The organism is Bacillus sp. 03113 (assembly GCF_006546985.1).
Classification (GTDB): Bacteria; Bacillota; Bacilli; order Bacillales; family Cytobacillaceae; genus VATK01.
This window is the reverse complement of record NZ_VATK01000001.1, coordinates 509,838-529,539: the sequence shown is the minus strand read 5'-3', so window position 1 is coordinate 529,539 and position 19,702 is coordinate 509,838. Positions and strand designations below refer to the sequence as shown.

Here is a 19,702-nt window from a genome sequence, read left to right as displayed (position 1 = left end):
TATTGTATTTGTCTAATCTTTAACTAATATGCCTTAATAAAATTAATCTCTTTTTGTTTAATATCAGCCAATCTTTTGTTTCCAAAGTCATAATGCCACCATTCAGCGATGGTGCTCAATTATCTTCAATAAAGAAAAGCCAAACCATCAGGAAGGGTACTCTTTCCCTTTCCTTACAGTTTGGCTAGAATAAGCCGATGAAGTTAACCGACTCAGTACATCCTGTAGCAGCAACCTCGGCATAAGTCCGGCTATTCAATTATCATGTAAATATCCTAGTCTCTTTTAAAACATGCGTCTTTCTATACTTTTAATACGTATGGGCATGAACCAATGCTCAAGTTCGATGCAGCTTACCAAGACTCAAATTCTCTAAATACTTACTCTACATTTATACGACCATACGTATCTTTTAATAAATAATAAGACGGCTTTAATCGTTCATGAAATGTTGGTTGTTTCCATTTGTTCCACTTATAAAGGTGAAATTGGGAAAGTGGAAGCTTCTTGCCTTCCAGCTTTGGAAAAGAATCTACGATTTGATTATTTTGTTTATCAACTGCCACAACACCAATCTGAATCCCCTTAATAAATTCACTTGCTGATAATTCTTTATCAGACCAAACATCTCCCATGACCTCTCTTGTACTTGGATCCTTTACATTTAGCAATGCCCAAGGAATACGAATTTCAGTGATGCCATTCTCCTCATTGATATTATAATCTGCTAGCGAGTCGAAGGATTCAGAATGAGGATCACTATTCCCAAAACGCAGCTTCCCTGTTTCATACGAATCAAACGGAACGACATTTTTATTTCCTTTTTCATCAGGAATTACAAGCTCTTTATTTAACGTTAAACGAATGGGATGAAACACGCCGTTGTCTTTTTGGTTTGCATTAGGAACAATTGGAATCATCCTCAATTTATGTGCATATGAAAAATAAAAGGTGTCGTAATAGCTGTCAATCCATAAGTGACTAGAATCCTTATCATGAAGTTCAGCTACAAAGTCAATGCCTTCTGTTTGTAACGAAGGGATTTGTGAGATTTTTGACTGCCCTTGATGATGAATCGTATTTAATAGAAAATAAAGCTTTTGATTGCGAATATCCTTAGACTGAACCTTCATATACAAATAACCTTCATCACTTGTCACATTCAAAGAAGATAAATTAGATGATGCAGGATATATCGTTTTACTTTTCAAAGCCTTCCAATCATCATCAGCTCCATCTATTTTTACCTTTAGACTGCTTCCCGGGTCAAAGCTAAGAAGGCCAAAATGCTGTTCCCCTGTTTGTAGATTGGTCCAAAATGGTCGACGATTTGGATTGTCATAATCCATCGTATTCCACGTTCTTTTAAACCACTCATCCTGCCAAGTGAATACCATACCGCCTGCCATTTTTTCTTGTACGATATCCTCATACAATCGGGAAAGAATCTGTCCTTGTTCCTGTTCAGTATGAAATCCTTGATCCCACCCGTGCACATTTCGATGCGTAAGGCCACGAGATGCTGGAACACCAAATTCTGCAACTAAAACAGGCATGGAATGCACTTCCTTCATATGCTGCAAATAGCCTGCATAATTGTTTTTCTCCCCGCGATGATCAATGTATTTCACATAACGAGATTCGTAGTTAAGAAACTCTGGATAATAAGGATAAATATGATACGAAGCAAACAATCCTGGTTCAAACTGATTGGTCGCATGAATAAGATTCGGATTAATCGACACCATGTCTTCATTCTCAGATGGTTCTGAAGGATGCATTAATAAGTCGGTTGTCACCCAATTTGTAAAGCTCATCGGCCGCTGCCAATGGTACGTTTCTTGTTCAAATTGAATCGTTTCTTCCATTCTTTGTGCAAGCCATATTTCAAATGGCTGCCCGTTTTCTGTGTATACATATTTCCCTTTAAAATCAGCCATCCCTTTATGCTTTTCATTCGTCGATAAGGTAACTGTCGGATCCCACTCAACACCAACAATCCACCCTAATAAATAAGGTGAAATATCAGCCGTGTATTGTCCGCTTGCATGACCTTTACGTTTTGGCAATATTGCATTCCCGTGCACAATATTGACAATCCGCTTCATTTCTTCTTGAAACTCTTTTGTATTTTCATCTGCAAAAGCATCCTGAGATTCATAAAATACTTCTTCATTAACCCATATCCCATGGAAAAGATAAATAGGCTTCTTTGCCGTTGCATTGTATTCCGCTAAGGCTTCATAAAAGGCTGGAGGGTGAATCGTATAGACACGAATAGAATTGGCATTCATTTCTCCAATTTCCTCAAACCAACGAAGGTATTCCTTTTTAGAGATAGCCGTTTCACCTGGGAAGTATCCCGGTTTACTAATTCCCATATTCACGCCTTTAATCAATAAATCCTTCCATCCCCCTTGCTGATAAACCTGCAAGTAATCCTTTCCAACTTTACCAGCTAGCTTATGCTGCTGATTTTCATACATTTCAATATTAGCTTGCTCCATTGTTCCTGCTTGTTTAGAAAAAGCTTGATGCTGATGAATGACTTGTTTCATTAAAGGAATATAGATCTTCCAATAAAATGAGGAGGCATCTTCATGCCCTATTTGGCTTGTCCATTTCTTCCAAGTCGGATAAAAAGCTGTTTTATAAATGGAAGGAACGTCCCCTTGATCGGCAAAATCTCCAGCAAAATAATACGTTTGATAGCGATCTGTTCGATGATGAATAATAGCTGGAAACTTTAATGGGATTCCATGTCTTTTTAATTTCTCTTCCCCTTGCTTACGCAGATGAAAGCTAAATTCTGCTTGTACTTCCTTTTCATTATTCGGGCTCACTATATCAAACCAGTATTCATAGGAAGATGTATCATTAAGTTTGAAGTCCTTCTTCCCCTGCGTTGTATAATGAAACCAAACCGTCTGATCCTTTATCTCATCTTCCGTTACGATCACTAGCTGATTAGACTCATTTACAAACAGAAGACCTTTCCCTGTCAATCTCCATTCTTTATGATACTGCTTTTTGTAAGCAGCTTTCGCCCAATTTGGCACCTCTTTACTGCTTAAATCTGCGAAATATCGTCCAATCCAACCGGACCAGGTAACATTGTATAAATCGTTTAAATCCGCTCGTTCTTCCTGTGAAGTTGGACTCGCAAACGTATTAAATTCTCCAATTAACGTTTTTGTTTTACCATGTAATGCAGAATGGATATAAGAGAGGTCGTCAGAGGTTATCCCGCCATATACGAGTCTTGAGCGATTTCCTTCTTTTGCTTGTATGCCTAAATCCTCTTCAAACACACCATACCCATCTGCAATATAAATCATGTCATCATCATTTTTCTTTGGGTACGGCTTAATATTATAATGTGTTCCGCCCTTAGGGTAAAAGCCAACATAGTCCTCTTTAAGATCATACTTATTTCCATTTTTTAAAATTTTGGATTGATTTAAGAACCATACAAGGCCTTGATGTTCACGAAATGTTTGATCAGGAACAGTTTTATCAATGATGAGCATATTTAGATCTTCTGGCTTTTTAAAATGCCAAAAAATAAATGGTGATGCAGTCGCACCTATGATCAAAACCATCCATATAAGCAATAACCTTTTATTCATTGAGAAACCCCTTTACGCTGCATTTCTCCCCACCCTTTTTTGTTTCGCAAACCATCGATGAATCCTTGACAGCGCCATAAGACCGTTAAAGGACGATACCAAAACGACTCCGTTAGGGAAAAGAAAAATAACACGGCAACATCTGACACCTTAGGAAACTTCCTTAAGCTCCACTCCTCTAACAAAACAGCCGCCATCGAATACAATGATCCATATAAAACCATCAACAAAAAGAGCACATAAGCAAACTCTAAAAAAACACCGCCAATAAAGAGAGAAGCAATAATAAATAAGTAGCCTAATAGCTCCATTATCGGTCCAAGCAGCTCAATAAAAACAAAGTAAGGCATCGAAATCATTCCAATGCTTCCGTATTTCGGATTAAAAATCATGTCTTTATGCTTCCATAAGCTGTCTAATAATCCTCGATGCCAGCGATTTCTTTGCCTGCGCAAATACTTTATTTCATCTGGTGCCTCCGTCCAGCAAACAGGATCTGGTATATACACAATTTTATTTTTTGTTTTTCTCTTTTTAATCAAACGATGCAGCCGAACAACAAGCTCCATATCCTCTCCAACAGTATGAGAATATCCCCCTGCTTCAATGACCCATTTTTTTGAAAAGACACCGAATGCTCCAGATACGATTAACAATAAATTGTGGTGGCTTAACCCGATCCTTCCCATTAAAAAAGCGCGTAAATACTCAATCACCTGCATCACAACGATCGGTTTCGTATCTAAACGAACGGAAACGATAGCTCCATTCTCAATGGTACAGCCATTCGCGATTCGAACACTTCCACCTGATGCAATGACTTCACCATTTGAGTCAATAATAGGTTTCATCACCTTTAAAAAAGCGTCTCTCTCTAAAACAGAATCTCCATCGATCGAGCAAAAATAAGGATAATGCGATAAGTTGATCCCTGCATTTAAGGCATCTGATTTCCCGCCATTTTCTTTATCCACTACATACAAATAATCATACAGTCTTGATCGATAGACATTTTTCACCTCTTTTGTCTCAAGCTGCTTTCGTATAATATGCCGAACCTTCACTAAATCGAATTCTTTTAACAACTTCTCTAGCGTATCATCTGATGAACCATCATTGACGACAATCACTTCATATTCACGATAGTGGATGCTAAGCAGAGATCGTATACTTCCGATAATTCCTGCGGATTCATTATAAGCTGGAACTAGAATAGAAACAGGTGCCGAATAGCTGAATTTTAGCAAATCATCGTATGGCTCTTCGTCGTTTAATTGATACTGCTTTCGTAATTGAAAAGCCGATATAATAAACATGATCAAATAAAAAAATATTACGAAAATCATGTACATAAAAATAACGGATCCAAATATCATTAAAAGGATCCGCCAAATCTCATTCCACAACGGTTATTCCTCCTCTTTCCAGCCAATCATTTGCCATATCCTTAACGTATCGGTCTGTTGTAGAATCGAGTACAGTCTTTAAAAAATCCCTTCCTCCGTCAATCATTAACATCGATTGTGCTGCATTTGATCTTACAAGAAATTGCGAGTCATGCATAAGCTGCTCTAAATAAGAAAGACTCTCCTTTTTTTTGGATTTCCCCAGAAGCTTTGCAGCCATCATTCTCTCTTGCCACATGGCCGATTGTATGTGAGCGGTTAATTCTTCTATAGAAATTGGATAGGATAATTCCACGAGTGCTTTCAATACACGAATCCGAATTTCAGTAGAATCATCCTGTAAATGTTGCTTTAAAAAGGGAACACAGGATACTTTACTTTTTATTCCAATGATATCAATAAGAGCTAATTGAACGATCTCAGGCAATTCTTGAAACTTGTCGATAAAGGATTGAAATTGTTCTTCGGTCATATATCCTAATAACGAACGGTACATAAATTCGGAAATGGGATGAATGGGCTGAGTCATATAATGAACAAACTGAGGATGAGCTAATTGGACCAATATTTTTAATATTTGGCTCTCTTCAGCTAATGTGAGTTTTCGATTCTCATACATGTCTATTAATGTATCAGCCAAATTCCTCATTTTGAAGTTTTCAATTGCATATAAGGCGTTCATTCGAACACTCCAACGAGAATGCTTGAGATCTTTCCTATATTTATTCATCCAATTTTCTTCAGCAAAGCCCTGAATATTATGACTTATGCCTTCATCGTCTACTATACTAGTTAAGTTTAATAATAATTCTTCTTGTGCCATCCGCTGCACTTTATTTTGAGAATGATTGCTTAGCTCCTCTAATTGTCCAAAAAAATAGGCAAAAAACTCTTCTTTCATTTTTTCTTTTTCGAGCCGGACCTGTTTTTGAAAGTTGTTCATCCAAGCTTTTCGAATTAACAAGTAAATGAAAAAACAAAAAAGGAGAGATCCAAATAAGACCATCACTATATAAATCCATTTAATCGGGATATCTAGCATTGTTGTTCTAACCTCTTCATAAAACGAATAATCTTTGCTTCCAATTCCTTTATTTTAAATGGCTTCATTACATAATCATCTGCACCTAGCTCAAATGCTTTCTCAAGATCACGTTCACTGCTGCGTGATGATAACATAACAACGGATAATTGATCCCTATTCTTTTCCTTTCTTAATCGCTGCAGCACCTCTAGCCCATCCATTTTTGGCATTATTCTATCTAAAATAACAAGATCGTAGTCAGCATAATGCCAATCAGAATGAAAAAATGCCACTCCATCTGTAAAGGATTGCACGTCTATATGAACGTCGCCCGATAGATCCATTTTTTTTATTAAATTTGTTAGCATCGTTCGGATAAGAGGATCATCGTCAATAATCGACACACGAAACATCCTTGGAGCTGAAGCCATTCCTCCTATTGAACAGATAAATTTTGTTTGTCCATTTTCTTTTGCCTCAGCTAAAGCTTTTTGAGCTTTTTTCAAACAATCATCTAACAGTAGTGCTTCATCATTTACTTGAATAATACAAACTGAAAAACTACTAAAATAGGAATGACCTCCGTCGTTAAATGGCTTTGTCATAAATTCTTGCAACAAACGGCGAATGAATTCCTCACCTTCTTTGACATTCGTTTTTGGGAAAAGGATGACAAATTCTTCGCCTCCAAAACGAAAGATAAAGTCGCTTCTGTTAATACGATTCTTTGCAAATAAAGCAAAGAATTGAAGCACTCGGTTTCCCGCCTTATATCCATACTGAGCATTGAACGATTTAAATTCATCCAAATCTATGAATGCCATGCAAAATGATTGTTTTGTACGTACATATTCTGATTGCTGCTTATAGATTTCTGGTAAATATTTTCGGTTATATACACCTGTTAATTCATCAACCATCAATACACCGTCAAACACCTTTTTCCGCTCAATATGTCTTTTGACTCGAACCATCAACTTATCAATGTCAGAGGACTTAACAAAAAAATCATCTGCACCTAGCTCAAACGCTAGCATCCTTTTATTCCTTTCATGATCCGTACCCATCGCGATAATTGGAATAAATATTTGCTTCATTTTTTTATTTAAAGTCATTAATAGATCGAATCCTGATTCCTTTTGTACATCAATGATCAGACATTCTGGCTTAATTTCTAAAAAAGCTGCAACAACCTTTTCCACCCTCGAAACAGTAAAGACCTGCCAGCCACGTTGCTCTAATTGTTCTACCAAAAACGGAAACATTGAAGTATCTTCATGAAAAATTAAGATCTTCTCGTTTCCTCCTTCCTTTGCTTTTATTTTTTCAATCTGGTTACGATCAACAGCTTCTTCTTGATCATAAATATTCATGCGCTCCTCCAGTACCTTATGTATGCTGAATATCCCCTTTTGACTTTCTTTTTCTATGTCTAGTTTAATTATTTTTCTATCATAACAATCAACTTTTTTTAATTAAGCATGAAACAATATTATAATTCCATTCGCAATCTTCACATAAAATAAATCAATTGTCTATAATTGAAATCTAGAAAAAATGACAAAAAAATACACTAAGGTATTTTTATAGATTTAATTATACATTTTCTTGAAAAAAGATATAAGTGCCTATATCATTTACTGCAAATATTTTCTTATCCTAATCCTTTCTCCCTATTTTTTCATTCTACTCTTTTCTCTTAATACGTTTAATAAGCCTACCTTACCATTCATAACTTACAAAAATCTTAAACTTTTCCTATTTTAAAAGTACTAATAAAGAAGATGGTCGCTGATATTTAATACCTATTTCAACCTATACATGACAACACAGTTATATTAATTGAAATAAAAGAATGATAAAGCAAGACGAGAATTTGGGGGTTAATTTTTAGAGGAGAAATAGCCCGCCTTTTTGACTTTGTTTGGAGCAGGCTGATGCTGTACTTTCCTTTTGTTCCCGTTTCTTAAAAGGATATATTCATCGAAAAATAGTTAGATAAGCGAACCGATCATTCTTGGAGTGTTACTATGAAACTTATTCGATCTGATATAAAGCAATATTTTGATAGAAAGGGAATCATGAGCGCCATTTCAATTTTATCCCCTTTCCTTAAAAAGCACTGGAAAGCTTATATAGGGTTATTGTTTTTTTATTGACTGATATTTTGATGACCCTTACCTTTGCTTGGTTTCTCGGGGATCTTTCAAATGCTGCTGTTCAGGGTGATTTTACCCAGATTAAGCAGTTACTGCTGCTCGCTGTAGTCCTGATCATCCTAAGCTTTCTGACGATCTTTTTTGATACATATATCGAAACCTTTGCAACAGCTTCAATTAAAAGAGAGTTAAAGGAGCAACTGCTTAAGCAGCTTTTACTCTCGCCTGTTCATAAAATACATACGATTCATTCTGGAGAACTCATTTCTCATTTTACCAATGATATCAACAGTATAGATGGAATGATCGGAAGAAATCTCATTTATCATATAAGATTGCCTTTATTACTAATTGCGATCTTTCTTTAGCAAAATACCGGCAACAAAATCAGCAATCCTTAACACTGGATCTATTTAACGGAAAGCTTCGCGGATTATTTTATGCTGGAGGAGAGGTAATCTAATTAATTGCCTTCCTTATAAGTCTATGTGTTGGAGCTGTATTCGTCTTAAAAGGGATGTTAACAGTCGGAACTCCCTTAGCTTTTGTTAGCCTTATTAATCGTTTAGTCTATCCATTACAGGGACTAGCTGGGCAATGGGCTTCTTTTCAAAGATCCATATCCGCGATCGAAAGAATAACCCACATACTTAAGCAGCAGCCCGAAATATCAGACTTCCCTCTTATTTCTCTAGAGAAGCCAAAACAAAAAGCGATACATTTTCATGATATTACCTACCTTTAGCTACTATGGGAAAAAAACAGCTTTGACCGCTTCAATTTAATAATACCTGCAGGAAAAAGCCTGGCCATTGTCGGATCAAGCGCTGCAGGAAAATCTACTCTATTCAATCTGCTACAAGGCTTTTATCAGCCGGAAGCAGGAAAAAACTTAGATCAAACACCAATTGATACCCTTACTGCTTCCGAGCTCCGAAGCTTTATTGCCTATGTATCGCAGGAAACCTTTCTTTTCAGCAGATCTATCAGAGAAAATCTCCTTTTAGCCAATCCCCAGACAACGGAGGAGCAGCTAGTTACAGTAACAAGAGCCGCACATATCCATGACTTTATCCAGTTGCTTCCTCATGGATATGAAACCGAAATTGGCGAAAATGGGATTACGTTATCAGGCGGACAAAAACAGCGGATCGCAATCGCTCGAGCGATTACGATCCGCTGTTTTATTACTCGATGAAGCAACATCCGCATTAGACAACGAAACGGAATACTTAGTCAAATAAGCGCTGCAGGCAATCATGAAAATTCAGACAACCATTGTGATCGATCACGGAAGGCTGGTTCAATCAGACAAACACGAAGAACTGATCCATCAGGCAGGGAAATACCGAGACTTAGTTCATCTCTCTACATCTCAGCAATTGAACGAAAAAAGAGTCATCATCGTGTAAATAAAATTAGAAAGGAAGGAATCCATAATGAGCATCGAATTTATTCAAGCGCTATACGATCAAAGCTGTCCACTGCCAGAAAATCCTAACGATTACCAATCGGTACTAGAAGACATTGAATACTTCCAACTATCAGCGACGGTATACCACTTGTTAAAGCAGCAAGGAAGACCCAAACAAACACCCGACTTCTTTCAAAACCGCTTACAGCAAGAATACCAGCAAGTTTTTTACAATAATCTTTACATTAAAAATCAGTTAAACCTCATTTTGGACACATTCGAGACAAATGGCATCCCCACTATTCCATTAGCCGAAACATACTTTGGCCATTTCAGCGCAAGACGGACAACCGATATCGATTTGTTGATACGAAAGGATGATATGGAGAAGGCGGTGGAGTGTGTAAAATCATTGGGGTATACAATAGAGCGGAATTATGCACCTTATATGTATCATTATACATTTAGTCGAATGATCCCTCATTCTCCTGTCCCATTAACCATTGATTACATTGGGATATTCTTAAAAAAATACATCAAATCTTGAAATTGAAGACCTATGGCAGCAATCGATTCCTGTTAAGAGATATAAGAACATTAAAACACTGTCTGAATTACATACCTTTTATATGATAGTATTAGGTCAATAAAGTAGACACAATTTTTTAAGTTTTTTCCTCTACCGAGCTTTCGCTTGGTGGCCTCTTCGTTAAAGTACAGAGGTGGAGCTTCTGTACTTTAACGAAGAGGAAAATAAATGTCTGATGGTCAGCTTCCTATTTCATCTAAGTACATACGCTCGTATTCAGATGGTGATAAATAGCCATTGGCTGAGTGTATTCTTTTTGAATTATAGAATACTTCGATATATTCATAGATTTCTTTTTTTGCCTGTTCTCTAGTCTTGTATTTAGTCAAGTAGATTAATTCCTTCTTTAATATACTGTAGAATGATTCAATGAGGCGTTATCATAACAGTTTCCTTTTCTGCTCATGCTTACATCCATTCCGTAGGATATCAATTTCTTCTGATAATCTTTTGAACAATACTGACTTCCTCTATCCGAATGGTGAAGGACTCCCTTTGGTGGCAACTGGCGATTGTACGCCCGCTGTAAGGCTTGGATGGTTAGCTCTTTCGTCATCGTTTTATCAACAGCCCAGCCCACAATCTTACGGGAATATAAGTCCATTACGCTTGCTAGATAGAGCCAACCTTCAGAAGTTGGAATGTAAGTAATGTCAGCCGCATAGACCCTTATGAGGCTGGTCCACTATAAACGCTTGATTTAATTCGTTTTCATAGACGGGTAATGAGTGATTTGAATTCGTTGTCGCCTTATACTTTTTGACTGTCTTAGATCGGAGACCTTCTTCCTTCATAATTCGAGCTACTGTTTTTTGAGAAACGGCTGTTCCTTGCTTCTCAAGGTCTTTCGCAATTTTAGGGCTTCCATACAACCCCCTAGAATCTAGAAAAGATCGATTGACCAATCACACAAGTGTTTTATGATGTTTCGTCCGATTACTTTCAGGGCGATCGATCCATTTGTAATATCCGCTTCGTGATACTTTCATTACTTGGCACATCTTCTCCACTCGGTACATGAAGCGATTCTCATAAATAAATGAGTAAATTACCGATGGTCTTTCGCGAAGAAGTGCATAGCCTTTTTTAAAATGGCGTTCTCCTCTTCTAGGTCACGAATGCGCTTCTGAAACGATTTTAGCTGTTGATCCTCCGTCATTTGCGGAAGAGCATCTTCTATGAACTCTTTTGAATATTTCTTTTTCCAATTATGAATGGTATTAGGGTTAATATCTAAATCTCTTGTCGTCTGGGCAACTGACTTATTTTGTTCCATCATCATCTGGACTGTGCTTCTCTTAAAGTCTTCATCGAATACTTTTCTACTCATTCATAGACACCTCGTTTTATAAGTTAATTTTATAATAAACCGTGTCTACTTTTGAGTCTAACATCACTTCCTGTATTCATATCTACATTCGATTTATGCACGAATTTTATTTGATTTTTATTAATTTTATATATTGAATAAATAATCCCAAATAGTGCCCAGTATATAACAAATAAAGTTCGACCAATATAAGCAGAATTAATGAAAGAAGCAAATAGGAAGTTATACACACTAAAATACAAAAATCCAGTTGCTAAATATTTGTATTTTTTTATTTTTCTAACTTTAATTGATATATAAAATACATATAAAATTAAAAATGAGTACACTGATATACCGATTAACCCAGTTTCTAATAAGGTAGCGAAAAATGCGCCGTCTGTAACATGAATATGAGAAATAGAATATAGAGATCCTGCTTTCTGCGTAGATATTCCTGCACCAAAAAATGGGTTATCTTTTATATACTTTAAACTCTCTGTAATTAAAAGCAAATGCCCTTCATTAGAACTTTGAATGTTAACATTATTAGAAGTAATTAATGTATTAAAAATAAAAGTATTACTTAACCTATCTGCAAAAAATATTAAAGATATCAACACTATTGAAATACTAAAGAAAAGACATATTATCACAATTCTATTATTTCTTTTAAAAAGAGAAACAAAAACTGTTACAACAGTTATAACAGCAAAACCAATTATGGCAGCACGAGAAAATGTGCAGATAATTGCGATGAAAGAAACGACACTTGCTAAAAAACTCTTTAATTTAAAATCATTAAAAAATTTATTAATAAATATTGTGTAAAAAAGCAACATAAAACTACCATATATAATCATATTTCCAATCATTCCATTTGCTCTTACTATATCTGTTCCATAATAACCAAATAACGGGTAATCAGAAGGTACTAAAAGTTCTTTGGGTAATTTTTGTCTAAATATAAATTGAAATATACCAAAAACTCCAAAAAAGAACCCTAATCTGTAAATGGTTTTCAGTAATTTATCAATTATTTTTTCAGATTTTAAAAACTTATATATAAAAATAGATATGAACAAATAAATTACATTTTCCCTCAATGATAAAATTTTTCTGTATGTAGTTTCTTCGCTAATTAGAAACGATACAATATATACACAGAAAAGAAAACTATACAGTAAGGTAAATGTATCAATTGTTATTGTCCCCTTCTTTATAATGTGAAAAAAAGATAAGGCTATAAAAATAATGTAAAAAATACTTAAAATGATTGATGCAAGCTGTAAAGAAGCATTAAAGGGAATATTGATAAAGCTACTGAAAAATATTAGTAAAACAAACAAAAAAATAAAATGATAATACTTACTCTTTACTTCATACAGCATTTCATTTGACTCCAAAACATCATCTCCTTATCTATATAGTACATATTATAATTGTATAAAGATTAATTATTAGTATCAATAAAAAGATGGGGAATAAATTTCATGTTAAACGATCAACATATAACTTTAGTGGCTCTTAACTTTGTTAAAAAATGCATGTAACTGTCAAGTCATATTTTACACTTTTCGCTAATTGCCCTTTTGCACTTTTGCCTATTTAAAATATATGTTTTCTGTTTTTCATTCGAAAGCTATCCCCATCCATATGAATTACCTCAACTCGATGTAATAGACGATCTAAAATTGCAGTTGTTGTGCCTTGGTCACCCATTGTTCACTCCATTGCTCGGAGCTTTTATTCTATACAAATGGGGGATGTGGCAGCCTTTTTACAATGGCTTAAAGAACAATTATCCAGTAGGAAAAATCCCTTTTATTATTATGCTCTTAGACTACGAAATGATCTCCAGGCAGTTAGAAATGCTTTGTTATCACCATACAGTAATGGTTTGCTTGAAGATCAATTCAATCGATTGAAGACGATAAAGCGAATGACCTATGGTAGAGCAAGACTTGAAATATTGGAAAACGGGTACTCTATAAATTGTAAATATTATTCTGAAAATAAAAATAATAAAAACTATCTCTATCTCACGTAACCCTTCATCAAAATTACGTAAGAACCATTTGACTTGACGGTTACAACACTCTATAGACGTGCAAAATTTTCACTATTAAGGAAACGAGTCCTATATCATTTAGAATATCGTAAGAACCATTTTTAATTGTCAAATACAAGAAAGTAAATTACACTGACTTTCTACAGCCCTACTAGAATAATGGCACCGAAACAAAGCATGGTCAACAGGGAAGAAAATGGATAACCTACTGTTTCTTTTTGAAACTGCCATCACGATTTATCATAGTAGAAACTTAACTAACTTATGCTCATCCATATAATTCAAATAAGTTCCATCTAGCTAATCAATAATTAAGTAACTGGGGCTGGAAGATAATTTCAATGTAATTTGACCTTGATTCCATTTTATTTTTTGCTTTTTCCCTATCATCGAATAAAGTTTCCCTTTTCCTGAAGGGTATTTAATTGTTTGATAATGGGTATTTTCTGTTGTCCAAAATGCTAACAATTGCTTTCCCTTTTCATTTTTAAAACTTAAGATAAAATCTTTTGGTTGCCCGTACTCTAGCCTTTGATCTATATAATACCCATCTAAGGTATTAGATAGAGTTTTTAATGAGATATAAGCTAATTTTGGAACATCATTACTCCATAGAAGACCAAAGTGATGTTCCCTATTATTCGGATCAACCCCATCATTTTTCCAATCATACCATATACTTATAGGAATATCTGATTGAAGATTAACAAGAAACATTCTTGTTAAATATTCAGCTTGCTGCATTTCAGTAAAGTGTTCAGGTTTATGAACCATAGAATAACCCCATTCACCTGAAATAATTGGAATACGTTTATTAGTATAAAGTCCTATGAGACTTTTTACTTTTTCATAATCAAGAACTACTTCTTCAGGTTTAGTTCCTCTATAAGGATGTACTGATACAGCATCAATATATTTTATAATACCTTGGTCAAAAACTGCTTTTAACCACTTGCGTGAATTTTCATTAATTCCAGCTAAAGCTGGAGCCACAATGTTTCCACTTGGGTCATTTTTTCTTATAATTGGTGCTACTTTTTTTACTAAAAGTCCATAGTCTTGATAATTGGGCTGTTGATTCCAAAATAAATTAGTGTTAGGTTCATTCCATATTTCCCAGATTACTCCTTGATGGCTATATCTCACTGTAGCCGCATTAACAAAATTTGCAAAAGCTTCTCTTCCTTGATTAGTTACAATGGATCTATTTTCTTCATAAAGTTTGTTAGAATAGTCTAAAATGTAGTAGGGTTTAATTCCTTCTTCTTTAAACCACTGATTAAGTTCATCATATCCTTTAAAATCGTAATGTCCTTTTTTGGTTTCAATTTTCCCCCAAAATAAATCAATACGGACCCATTTCAAACCAGCCTTAGAAATTAATTGGATATCTTTTCTTGTTACGCCTTCATGTATACTTACACCAAATCCAAATGGGATCTTCTTATATTTATCAAATCCTTTATATTCAAAATCTTTGATAAACCATGTTTTATACACGAATACAGAAGATAACAATACAACCAATGATATTAATATCAATATAAATAAAGATAATTTCTTGTTATTTAAAATTAGTCTCAATATTATCCTCTTTCTGATTCAGTTAAGAGATCAAATCCTATTTTTGATAAGACCTTTAGTAACATCGGTATGATGTAAGTTCATAATACAATTGTTAAAAGGTTACACCTAACTCTCAATTTATATATTCTAGTTGATTTACTTTGATAAAGAATTTGCAAAATAACAAAAGGAGGAAAATGTACTTCTGATATTTTCACTATAATAATTTGTTTACTCTTTCTACAATCTTATAGATATTATCCATTCTCTTGTAACATCTTAATTAAGAAGAATCACTTTATGTTCGATAAACTGGAGTACTTACTCCAGTTAGAAACATACTTTTCACACAATGAAGCTTACATGAAAGCCTTAGTTTATCAGGCTAATCCTCTTTGCTTCATTTTTAATTGAGTCATGTTCGTAGAGAGGCTCCGAGTCAATCCTTTGGTTAATAATCAAATTTCCAGTAATATGCATCACTAAAATAAGGAGAAACAGTGTTTATTAAACAAACGGTCACATCCCTTTGATCGGAGTGTTTTACTCTGTTTCTAGCTATCCTTAAGTCAAAGTTGTGCCTCCTCTTTTTTGAATTGAATGTACCATACAAAAAATAGAAATCTAAACCGTGTGTTATATCAATTTTCTTTTTAAATTGGGTTCTGTATAAAAAATAATGAAGGAATGCTAAACACTGTGCAGAGATATTTCCTCACTTAATGCCTAGTTTTTAAGCCAATTAATCTGTTTATCACAATTAATAATTTGTAAAATACTTTTTTAATATAAATTTGATATTCCCCAATAATAATAATCTCACCATTCTTTATTATTAACATATCAATTGAATATTATTAGTAATTTCTGTTTCCTTAGTATAGAGCTAAAGTGTATCGTAAGATTGCAAACTAGCTTTGTTTATTTACCCCTTGAACATATCCAATTATCTCTTCCCAATCCATAAATAATCGAACAATATCTTCTTCTATTAATTGTGTACCTGTTTGTACTTCAATAATTTCTAAATCATTTATTGCTTTAATAGCATGCTTGTCTCCTGCATGAATTTTTAAGACATCACTTGGTTTAACATTATGTATAGTATCATTTAAGATAAATACACCTTCACCTTTAATGATCGTCCATACTTCATCTCTAAAATCATGTAATTGATAGCTTAAATTTTTGCCTGCATCAATTCCAATTCTTTTTGTTAATACTTCTTTATTTTCCCCCTTAATTTTTGTGTAATCCAATACACGATACCATCCCCATCTACGTTCTTCATACATTGGACGGTTTTCAAATTCGCCTACTATTTCTTTTATACGTGGACTCGCTTCTCTATCTGAAACCAAAATACCATCTGGACTTGCTGCGACTATAAGATCTGATGCTCCTAGAACAGTTATAGGAATCTCAAGTTCGTTAATTAAATGAATGTTTTTACTATCTTCACTTATTGCGCCTTTACCGATTTTTTCTGTCGCTATTTCTTCAGTTAATGTATTCCATGTCCCTAAGTCTTTCCAATAACCATCGTATGGAAGTACAACGATTTTTTCTGTTTTTTCAACTACTTCGTAATCAAAACTAATTTTTGGTAATTGATCATAATTAGCCAAAAGTTCATCAAAGTAAATTGGTAGTCCTTTTTCTTTAAGTATTGAAAGTACGTAACCTAATTTGAATGCAAATACACCACAATTCCATAATGCACCATGTTTTATAAGATCTAGTGCGTCTTTTTCAGCAGGCTTTTCAATAAAACGACTGACTGAAAGATAGTCATTGCTTTCAGTTTTTGATTCGGGAACAATGTATCCGTATTTAGAGGAAGGGTACGTAGGATTAACTCCTATTAACGCTAGCTCAGTTTGACTTTCTTTTACAATATGCTCTAAATCTTTTACCCTATTAAAAAATTCATCTTCAACATATGGATCCACTGGTAAAATTGCAACTACCTCATCTTCATTTGCACCTAAAACAGAATATATATAAGCTGATGCTAATGCAACAGCAGGAAACGTATCTCTACGAGTAGGTTCAACAATCAAACTTGCTTTGTTTTCTAATTGACTTTGAATCATATCTACTTGCGATTTACTCGTCGCAATAACGGCAGAATCTGACAATCCTGTCTTCTCTAACTGAGCCCATACTCTTTGAACCATTGATTCTAATTTATTTTCTTTATTTTGTAATACTTTCAGGAATTGCTTAGAACGTGCATCGTTTGATAATGGCCAAAGTCGTTTTCCGGATCCACCTGATAATAAAACTAACTTCATTGTTCCACCCACCTTAGCTAAAGTATTTTCTTATAAACATTAATAATTTGTTCATTCATTATTTCACTAGTAAAATTATTTAAATAATAGTAATATCCATTTTTTCCTTTTACTTTTAAATCATCTTTAGTTATTGAATTTAATATTTCTTTTAATGTAGTTAAATCATTTAAAGAAAATACATATCCATTATCCTCTTTTGCCAAATAAGGTAAAGCACCTCTATCACTCACAATGATAGCTTTTTTATTTTTCATTGCTTCTACAGCAACTAAACCAAAACCTTCCCATCTGGAAGGAATAATAACGGCATCAAATAATTGATAATACGAATCAAGTTTTTCATTGTCTATCCAGCCAATATTAACAACACCTTCAGGTATCTCTAAATTACTATTTTCTAATATACCGGATCCAATGATATATAAACTTACATTATCAGATGGATACGTTTTAAAAAATTCAATTAAAATGTCTAGCCCCTTTTGTCTATCAAATCTTCCAACAAACAATAAATTTATTTTGTTTAAATTTAAGTCAAGCTCTATTGTTCCACTGCGATTAATTGTATTAATTCCATTATTTATTAGTTGTAATTTTTTTTGTGAAAATCCTAATCTAAGTGACTCATTTTGTTCATGTAATGAAATATTTATAATCTTATCTGTTCTCATAGCCAAAATTCTTTCTATTGATGAAAAAACTTTTCTCTTAGCAGAAGATATTTCCATTAAAAATGCCCAACCATGGGAACAATATACCACCTTATATTTTTTTCTTTTTAAGAATAGTGGTAACCTTACAAATAGACCTGCAAAGGTACTATGAATATGCACTATATCAGGTTGAATACGGTTAATTTCATGTGCAATTTGTCTCATTGCACTAAAAATATTTTTAATATTTCTTTTATATTTATAAAACATTAATTGTTCTGCAGGTAGATCAAAATCTTTATCTGAATTTGTTTCACTAAGCATTAGGTATATTTTGTCTATCTCTTTTAAATTCTGCTGATATCTAATTACTTCTTTTATATATGTAGCTAATCCACCTCTGACATATTCCCCAATATGCATTACTTTCACAGTTTAAATCTCCTTCCATTAATCAAAGCCAGTATTCTATCCCTTGAGAGATTTTGTATATTTTAATAACTGATCAGCAGAAGTTTGCCAGGAAAATTTTTTTGCTTGCTCTAACCCTTTTATTTTTAATTCTTTTTTTACTTGATCATTATTCATAACATAAATAATTTTTTCAGCTAATTCATCGGGGGATTTAGGATCAAAATAGATAGCAGCTTCACCAGATACTTCAGGCATTGGTCCAAAATTTGAAACTATCACTGGACATCCTGTAGACATCGCTTCCAACGGAGGCAGTCCAAACCCTTCATAAATTGATGGGAAAACAAAGCAACCTGCATTTATATAGAGAGCTTTTAATTCTTCGTCTGTGACATAACCAAGTTGTTTAATATTTTCATTTTCTATTTTTACACTATTGAATACTTTCAAATTTGTTCCACCAGCAATCACTATTTCAAAATCTTCGTTTTTCAGATATTTCATAGCATCAACTAATGCTATAAAATTCTTATTTGGATGCATACTGCTAACAGCTAGTATATATTTTCCCTTAGCTAAATTAAATTTTTCTAAAATAGTCTGATCTTCTTTTATACTTTCAAAATGCTCCTTCCCCTCAGAAATCAGCTCAAGTTTTTTAGGATTAATATTTAAATGTTTTATTAACTCATTTTTTGAAAACTGGGAAATTGTTAATATTTTTTTAGTAAATTGCTTAAAAAAGAAAAACATAATTTTATACCATACTTTAAATAATAGAGAAAAACCTTGGGGAGAAGAATACACAGCTGTATCGTGAAGAACTACAATCTGATTTCTTTTTAATATTGGACCAGTGTTGCAAAAATTAATCAAAGGTTTATTTCTCACATACAACAATAAATCTATTTGTTCCCATTTTTGACCATTAAGATTCCCTATTTTTTTTATTTTAATATTTTTAAAATAAGATTTTTCTTGAAAATCAGCTGGAACTAGTATTGTAAATTTAATATTTGTTTGTTGATCAAGACGTTTTATTATTTCATTAGCAAATCTTTGTACCCCTGTCAATCTCTGCGTTAAAAAACGACCATTGATGAATACTTCCATTCCTATTACTCCTTTGAAAGAAAGATAAATTCATATAGAAAATGTTAAAGTAATT

General features: G+C 33.8%; 15 protein-coding genes and 2 pseudogenes. 6 read left to right on the top strand and 11 right to left on the bottom strand.

Features of this window, described 5'->3' with window-relative positions:
* Positions 1 to 380 precede the first annotated feature (380 nt).
* From FDO66_RS04180 to FDO66_RS04165, 4 genes are all read right to left on the bottom strand, one after another.
* Positions 381 to 3,629: a hypothetical protein gene (locus FDO66_RS04180; protein ID WP_141431127.1), complete on the bottom strand. Its 3,249-nt coding sequence runs from the start codon at positions 3,627 to 3,629 to the stop codon at positions 381 to 383.
* Positions 3,626 to 5,035 carry a glycosyltransferase family 2 protein gene (locus FDO66_RS04175; RefSeq protein ID WP_141431126.1) on the bottom strand — a complete coding sequence of 470 codons (1,410 nt, stop codon included), beginning with the start codon at positions 5,033 to 5,035 and terminating at the stop codon, positions 3,626 to 3,628. Before FDO66_RS04175 ends, FDO66_RS04180 begins: the two co-directional genes overlap by 4 nt.
* Entirely contained in the window at positions 5,025 to 5,978 is a 954-nt protein-coding gene (locus tag FDO66_RS04170; protein ID WP_258535569.1) for a HEAT repeat domain-containing protein, read from the bottom strand. The genes FDO66_RS04175 and FDO66_RS04170 overlap by 11 nt, the downstream gene beginning before the upstream one ends.
* Before the next feature lie 92 nt (positions 5,979 to 6,070).
* On the bottom strand, positions 6,071 to 7,432 hold the full coding sequence (locus tag FDO66_RS04165) for a response regulator (protein ID WP_141431124.1): 1,362 nt from the start codon (positions 7,430 to 7,432) through the stop codon (positions 6,071 to 6,073).
* A gap of 782 nt (positions 7,433 to 8,214) precedes the next feature.
* Between FDO66_RS04165 and FDO66_RS21195 the strand changes: the two genes are divergently transcribed.
* The 5 genes from FDO66_RS21195 (at position 8,215) to FDO66_RS04155 (ending at position 10,179) form a co-directional block, all read left to right on the top strand.
* Positions 8,215 to 8,586, top strand: a complete 372-nt coding sequence (locus tag FDO66_RS21195; protein ID WP_258535568.1) for an ABC transporter transmembrane domain-containing protein — start codon at positions 8,215 to 8,217, stop codon at positions 8,584 to 8,586.
* A gap of 149 nt (positions 8,587 to 8,735) precedes the next feature.
* A complete protein-coding gene (locus FDO66_RS21190) occupies positions 8,736 to 8,963 on the top strand; it encodes a hypothetical protein (RefSeq protein WP_258535567.1) in 228 nt (75 codons plus the stop codon).
* A gap of 39 nt (positions 8,964 to 9,002) precedes the next feature.
* Positions 9,003 to 9,416, top strand: coding sequence for an ATP-binding cassette domain-containing protein (locus FDO66_RS21185; RefSeq protein ID WP_309475259.1), 414 nt, complete (start codon positions 9,003 to 9,005; stop codon positions 9,414 to 9,416).
* Positions 9,417 to 9,477: 61 nt separating this feature from the next.
* A complete protein-coding gene (locus FDO66_RS21180) occupies positions 9,478 to 9,630 on the top strand; it encodes a hypothetical protein (protein ID WP_258535566.1) in 153 nt (50 codons plus the stop codon).
* A 27-nt stretch (positions 9,631 to 9,657) separates the two neighbouring features.
* Positions 9,658 to 10,179: a nucleotidyltransferase family protein gene (locus tag FDO66_RS04155; protein ID WP_141431123.1), complete on the top strand. Its 522-nt coding sequence runs from the start codon at positions 9,658 to 9,660 to the stop codon at positions 10,177 to 10,179.
* A 221-nt stretch (positions 10,180 to 10,400) separates the two neighbouring features.
* Here FDO66_RS04155 and FDO66_RS04150 read toward each other — a convergent pair.
* The 3 genes and pseudogenes from FDO66_RS04150 to FDO66_RS04140 form a co-directional block, all read right to left on the bottom strand.
* A pseudogene (locus tag FDO66_RS04150) lies at positions 10,401 to 11,551 on the bottom strand (IS3 family transposase).
* Positions 11,552 to 11,580: 29 nt separating this feature from the next.
* On the bottom strand, positions 11,581 to 12,936 hold the full coding sequence (locus tag FDO66_RS04145) for an O-antigen ligase family protein (protein WP_141431122.1): 1,356 nt from the start codon (positions 12,934 to 12,936) through the stop codon (positions 11,581 to 11,583).
* A gap of 202 nt (positions 12,937 to 13,138) precedes the next feature.
* Positions 13,139 to 13,281 (bottom strand): annotated as a pseudogene (locus FDO66_RS04140) (ATP-binding protein); the annotation flags it as partial.
* 8 nt (positions 13,282 to 13,289) lie between these two features.
* Here FDO66_RS04140 and FDO66_RS04135 point away from each other — a divergent pair.
* On the top strand, positions 13,290 to 13,580 hold the full coding sequence (locus tag FDO66_RS04135) for a transposase (RefSeq protein ID WP_258535565.1): 291 nt from the start codon (positions 13,290 to 13,292) through the stop codon (positions 13,578 to 13,580).
* Between the two features lie 321 nt (positions 13,581 to 13,901).
* Here the strand turns inward: FDO66_RS04135 and FDO66_RS04130 are convergent, their stop codons facing one another.
* From FDO66_RS04130 to FDO66_RS04115, 4 genes are all read right to left on the bottom strand, one after another.
* Positions 13,902 to 15,185 carry a cellulase family glycosylhydrolase gene (locus tag FDO66_RS04130; protein ID WP_181444438.1) on the bottom strand — a complete coding sequence of 428 codons (1,284 nt, stop codon included), beginning with the start codon at positions 15,183 to 15,185 and terminating at the stop codon, positions 13,902 to 13,904.
* Positions 15,186 to 16,078: 893 nt separating this feature from the next.
* Entirely contained in the window at positions 16,079 to 17,464 is a 1,386-nt protein-coding gene (locus tag FDO66_RS04125) for a sugar phosphate nucleotidyltransferase (protein WP_141431120.1), read from the bottom strand.
* A gap of 17 nt (positions 17,465 to 17,481) precedes the next feature.
* Positions 17,482 to 18,543 (bottom strand): glycosyltransferase, encoded by a 1,062-nt coding sequence (locus tag FDO66_RS04120; protein WP_141431172.1) that lies wholly within the window; start codon positions 18,541 to 18,543, stop codon positions 17,482 to 17,484.
* Positions 18,544 to 18,588: 45 nt separating this feature from the next.
* Positions 18,589 to 19,647, bottom strand: a complete 1,059-nt coding sequence (locus FDO66_RS04115) for a glycosyltransferase family 4 protein (RefSeq protein ID WP_141431119.1) — start codon at positions 19,645 to 19,647, stop codon at positions 18,589 to 18,591.
* Positions 19,648 to 19,702 lie beyond the last annotated feature (55 nt).

Bases quoted from the DNA above. Each gene is read 5' to 3' on its own strand.
- FDO66_RS04180 (WP_141431127.1), bottom strand. From the start codon at position 3,629: ATGAATAAAAGGTTATTGCTTATATGGATGGTTTTGATCATAGGTGCG.
- FDO66_RS04170 (WP_258535569.1), bottom strand. From the start codon at position 5,978: ATGAACAACTTTCAAAAACAGGTCCGGCTCGAAAAAGAAAAAATGAAA.
- FDO66_RS04165 (WP_141431124.1), bottom strand. From the start codon at position 7,432: ATGAATATTTATGATCAAGAAGAAGCTGTTGATCGTAACCAGATTGAA.
- FDO66_RS21190 (WP_258535567.1), top strand. From the start codon at position 8,736: ATGTTAACAGTCGGAACTCCCTTAGCTTTTGTTAGCCTTATTAATCGT.
- FDO66_RS21180 (WP_258535566.1), top strand. From the start codon at position 9,478: ATGAAAATTCAGACAACCATTGTGATCGATCACGGAAGGCTGGTTCAA.
- FDO66_RS04155 (WP_141431123.1), top strand. From the start codon at position 9,658: ATGAGCATCGAATTTATTCAAGCGCTATACGATCAAAGCTGTCCACTG.
- FDO66_RS04135 (WP_258535565.1), top strand. From the start codon at position 13,290: ATGGGGGATGTGGCAGCCTTTTTACAATGGCTTAAAGAACAATTATCC.
- FDO66_RS04125 (WP_141431120.1), bottom strand. From the start codon at position 17,464: ATGAAGTTAGTTTTATTATCAGGTGGATCCGGAAAACGACTTTGGCCA.
- FDO66_RS04120 (WP_141431172.1), bottom strand. From the start codon at position 18,543: ATGCATATTGGGGAATATGTCAGAGGTGGATTAGCTACATATATAAAA.
- FDO66_RS04115 (WP_141431119.1), bottom strand. From the start codon at position 19,647: ATGGAAGTATTCATCAATGGTCGTTTTTTAACGCAGAGATTGACAGGG.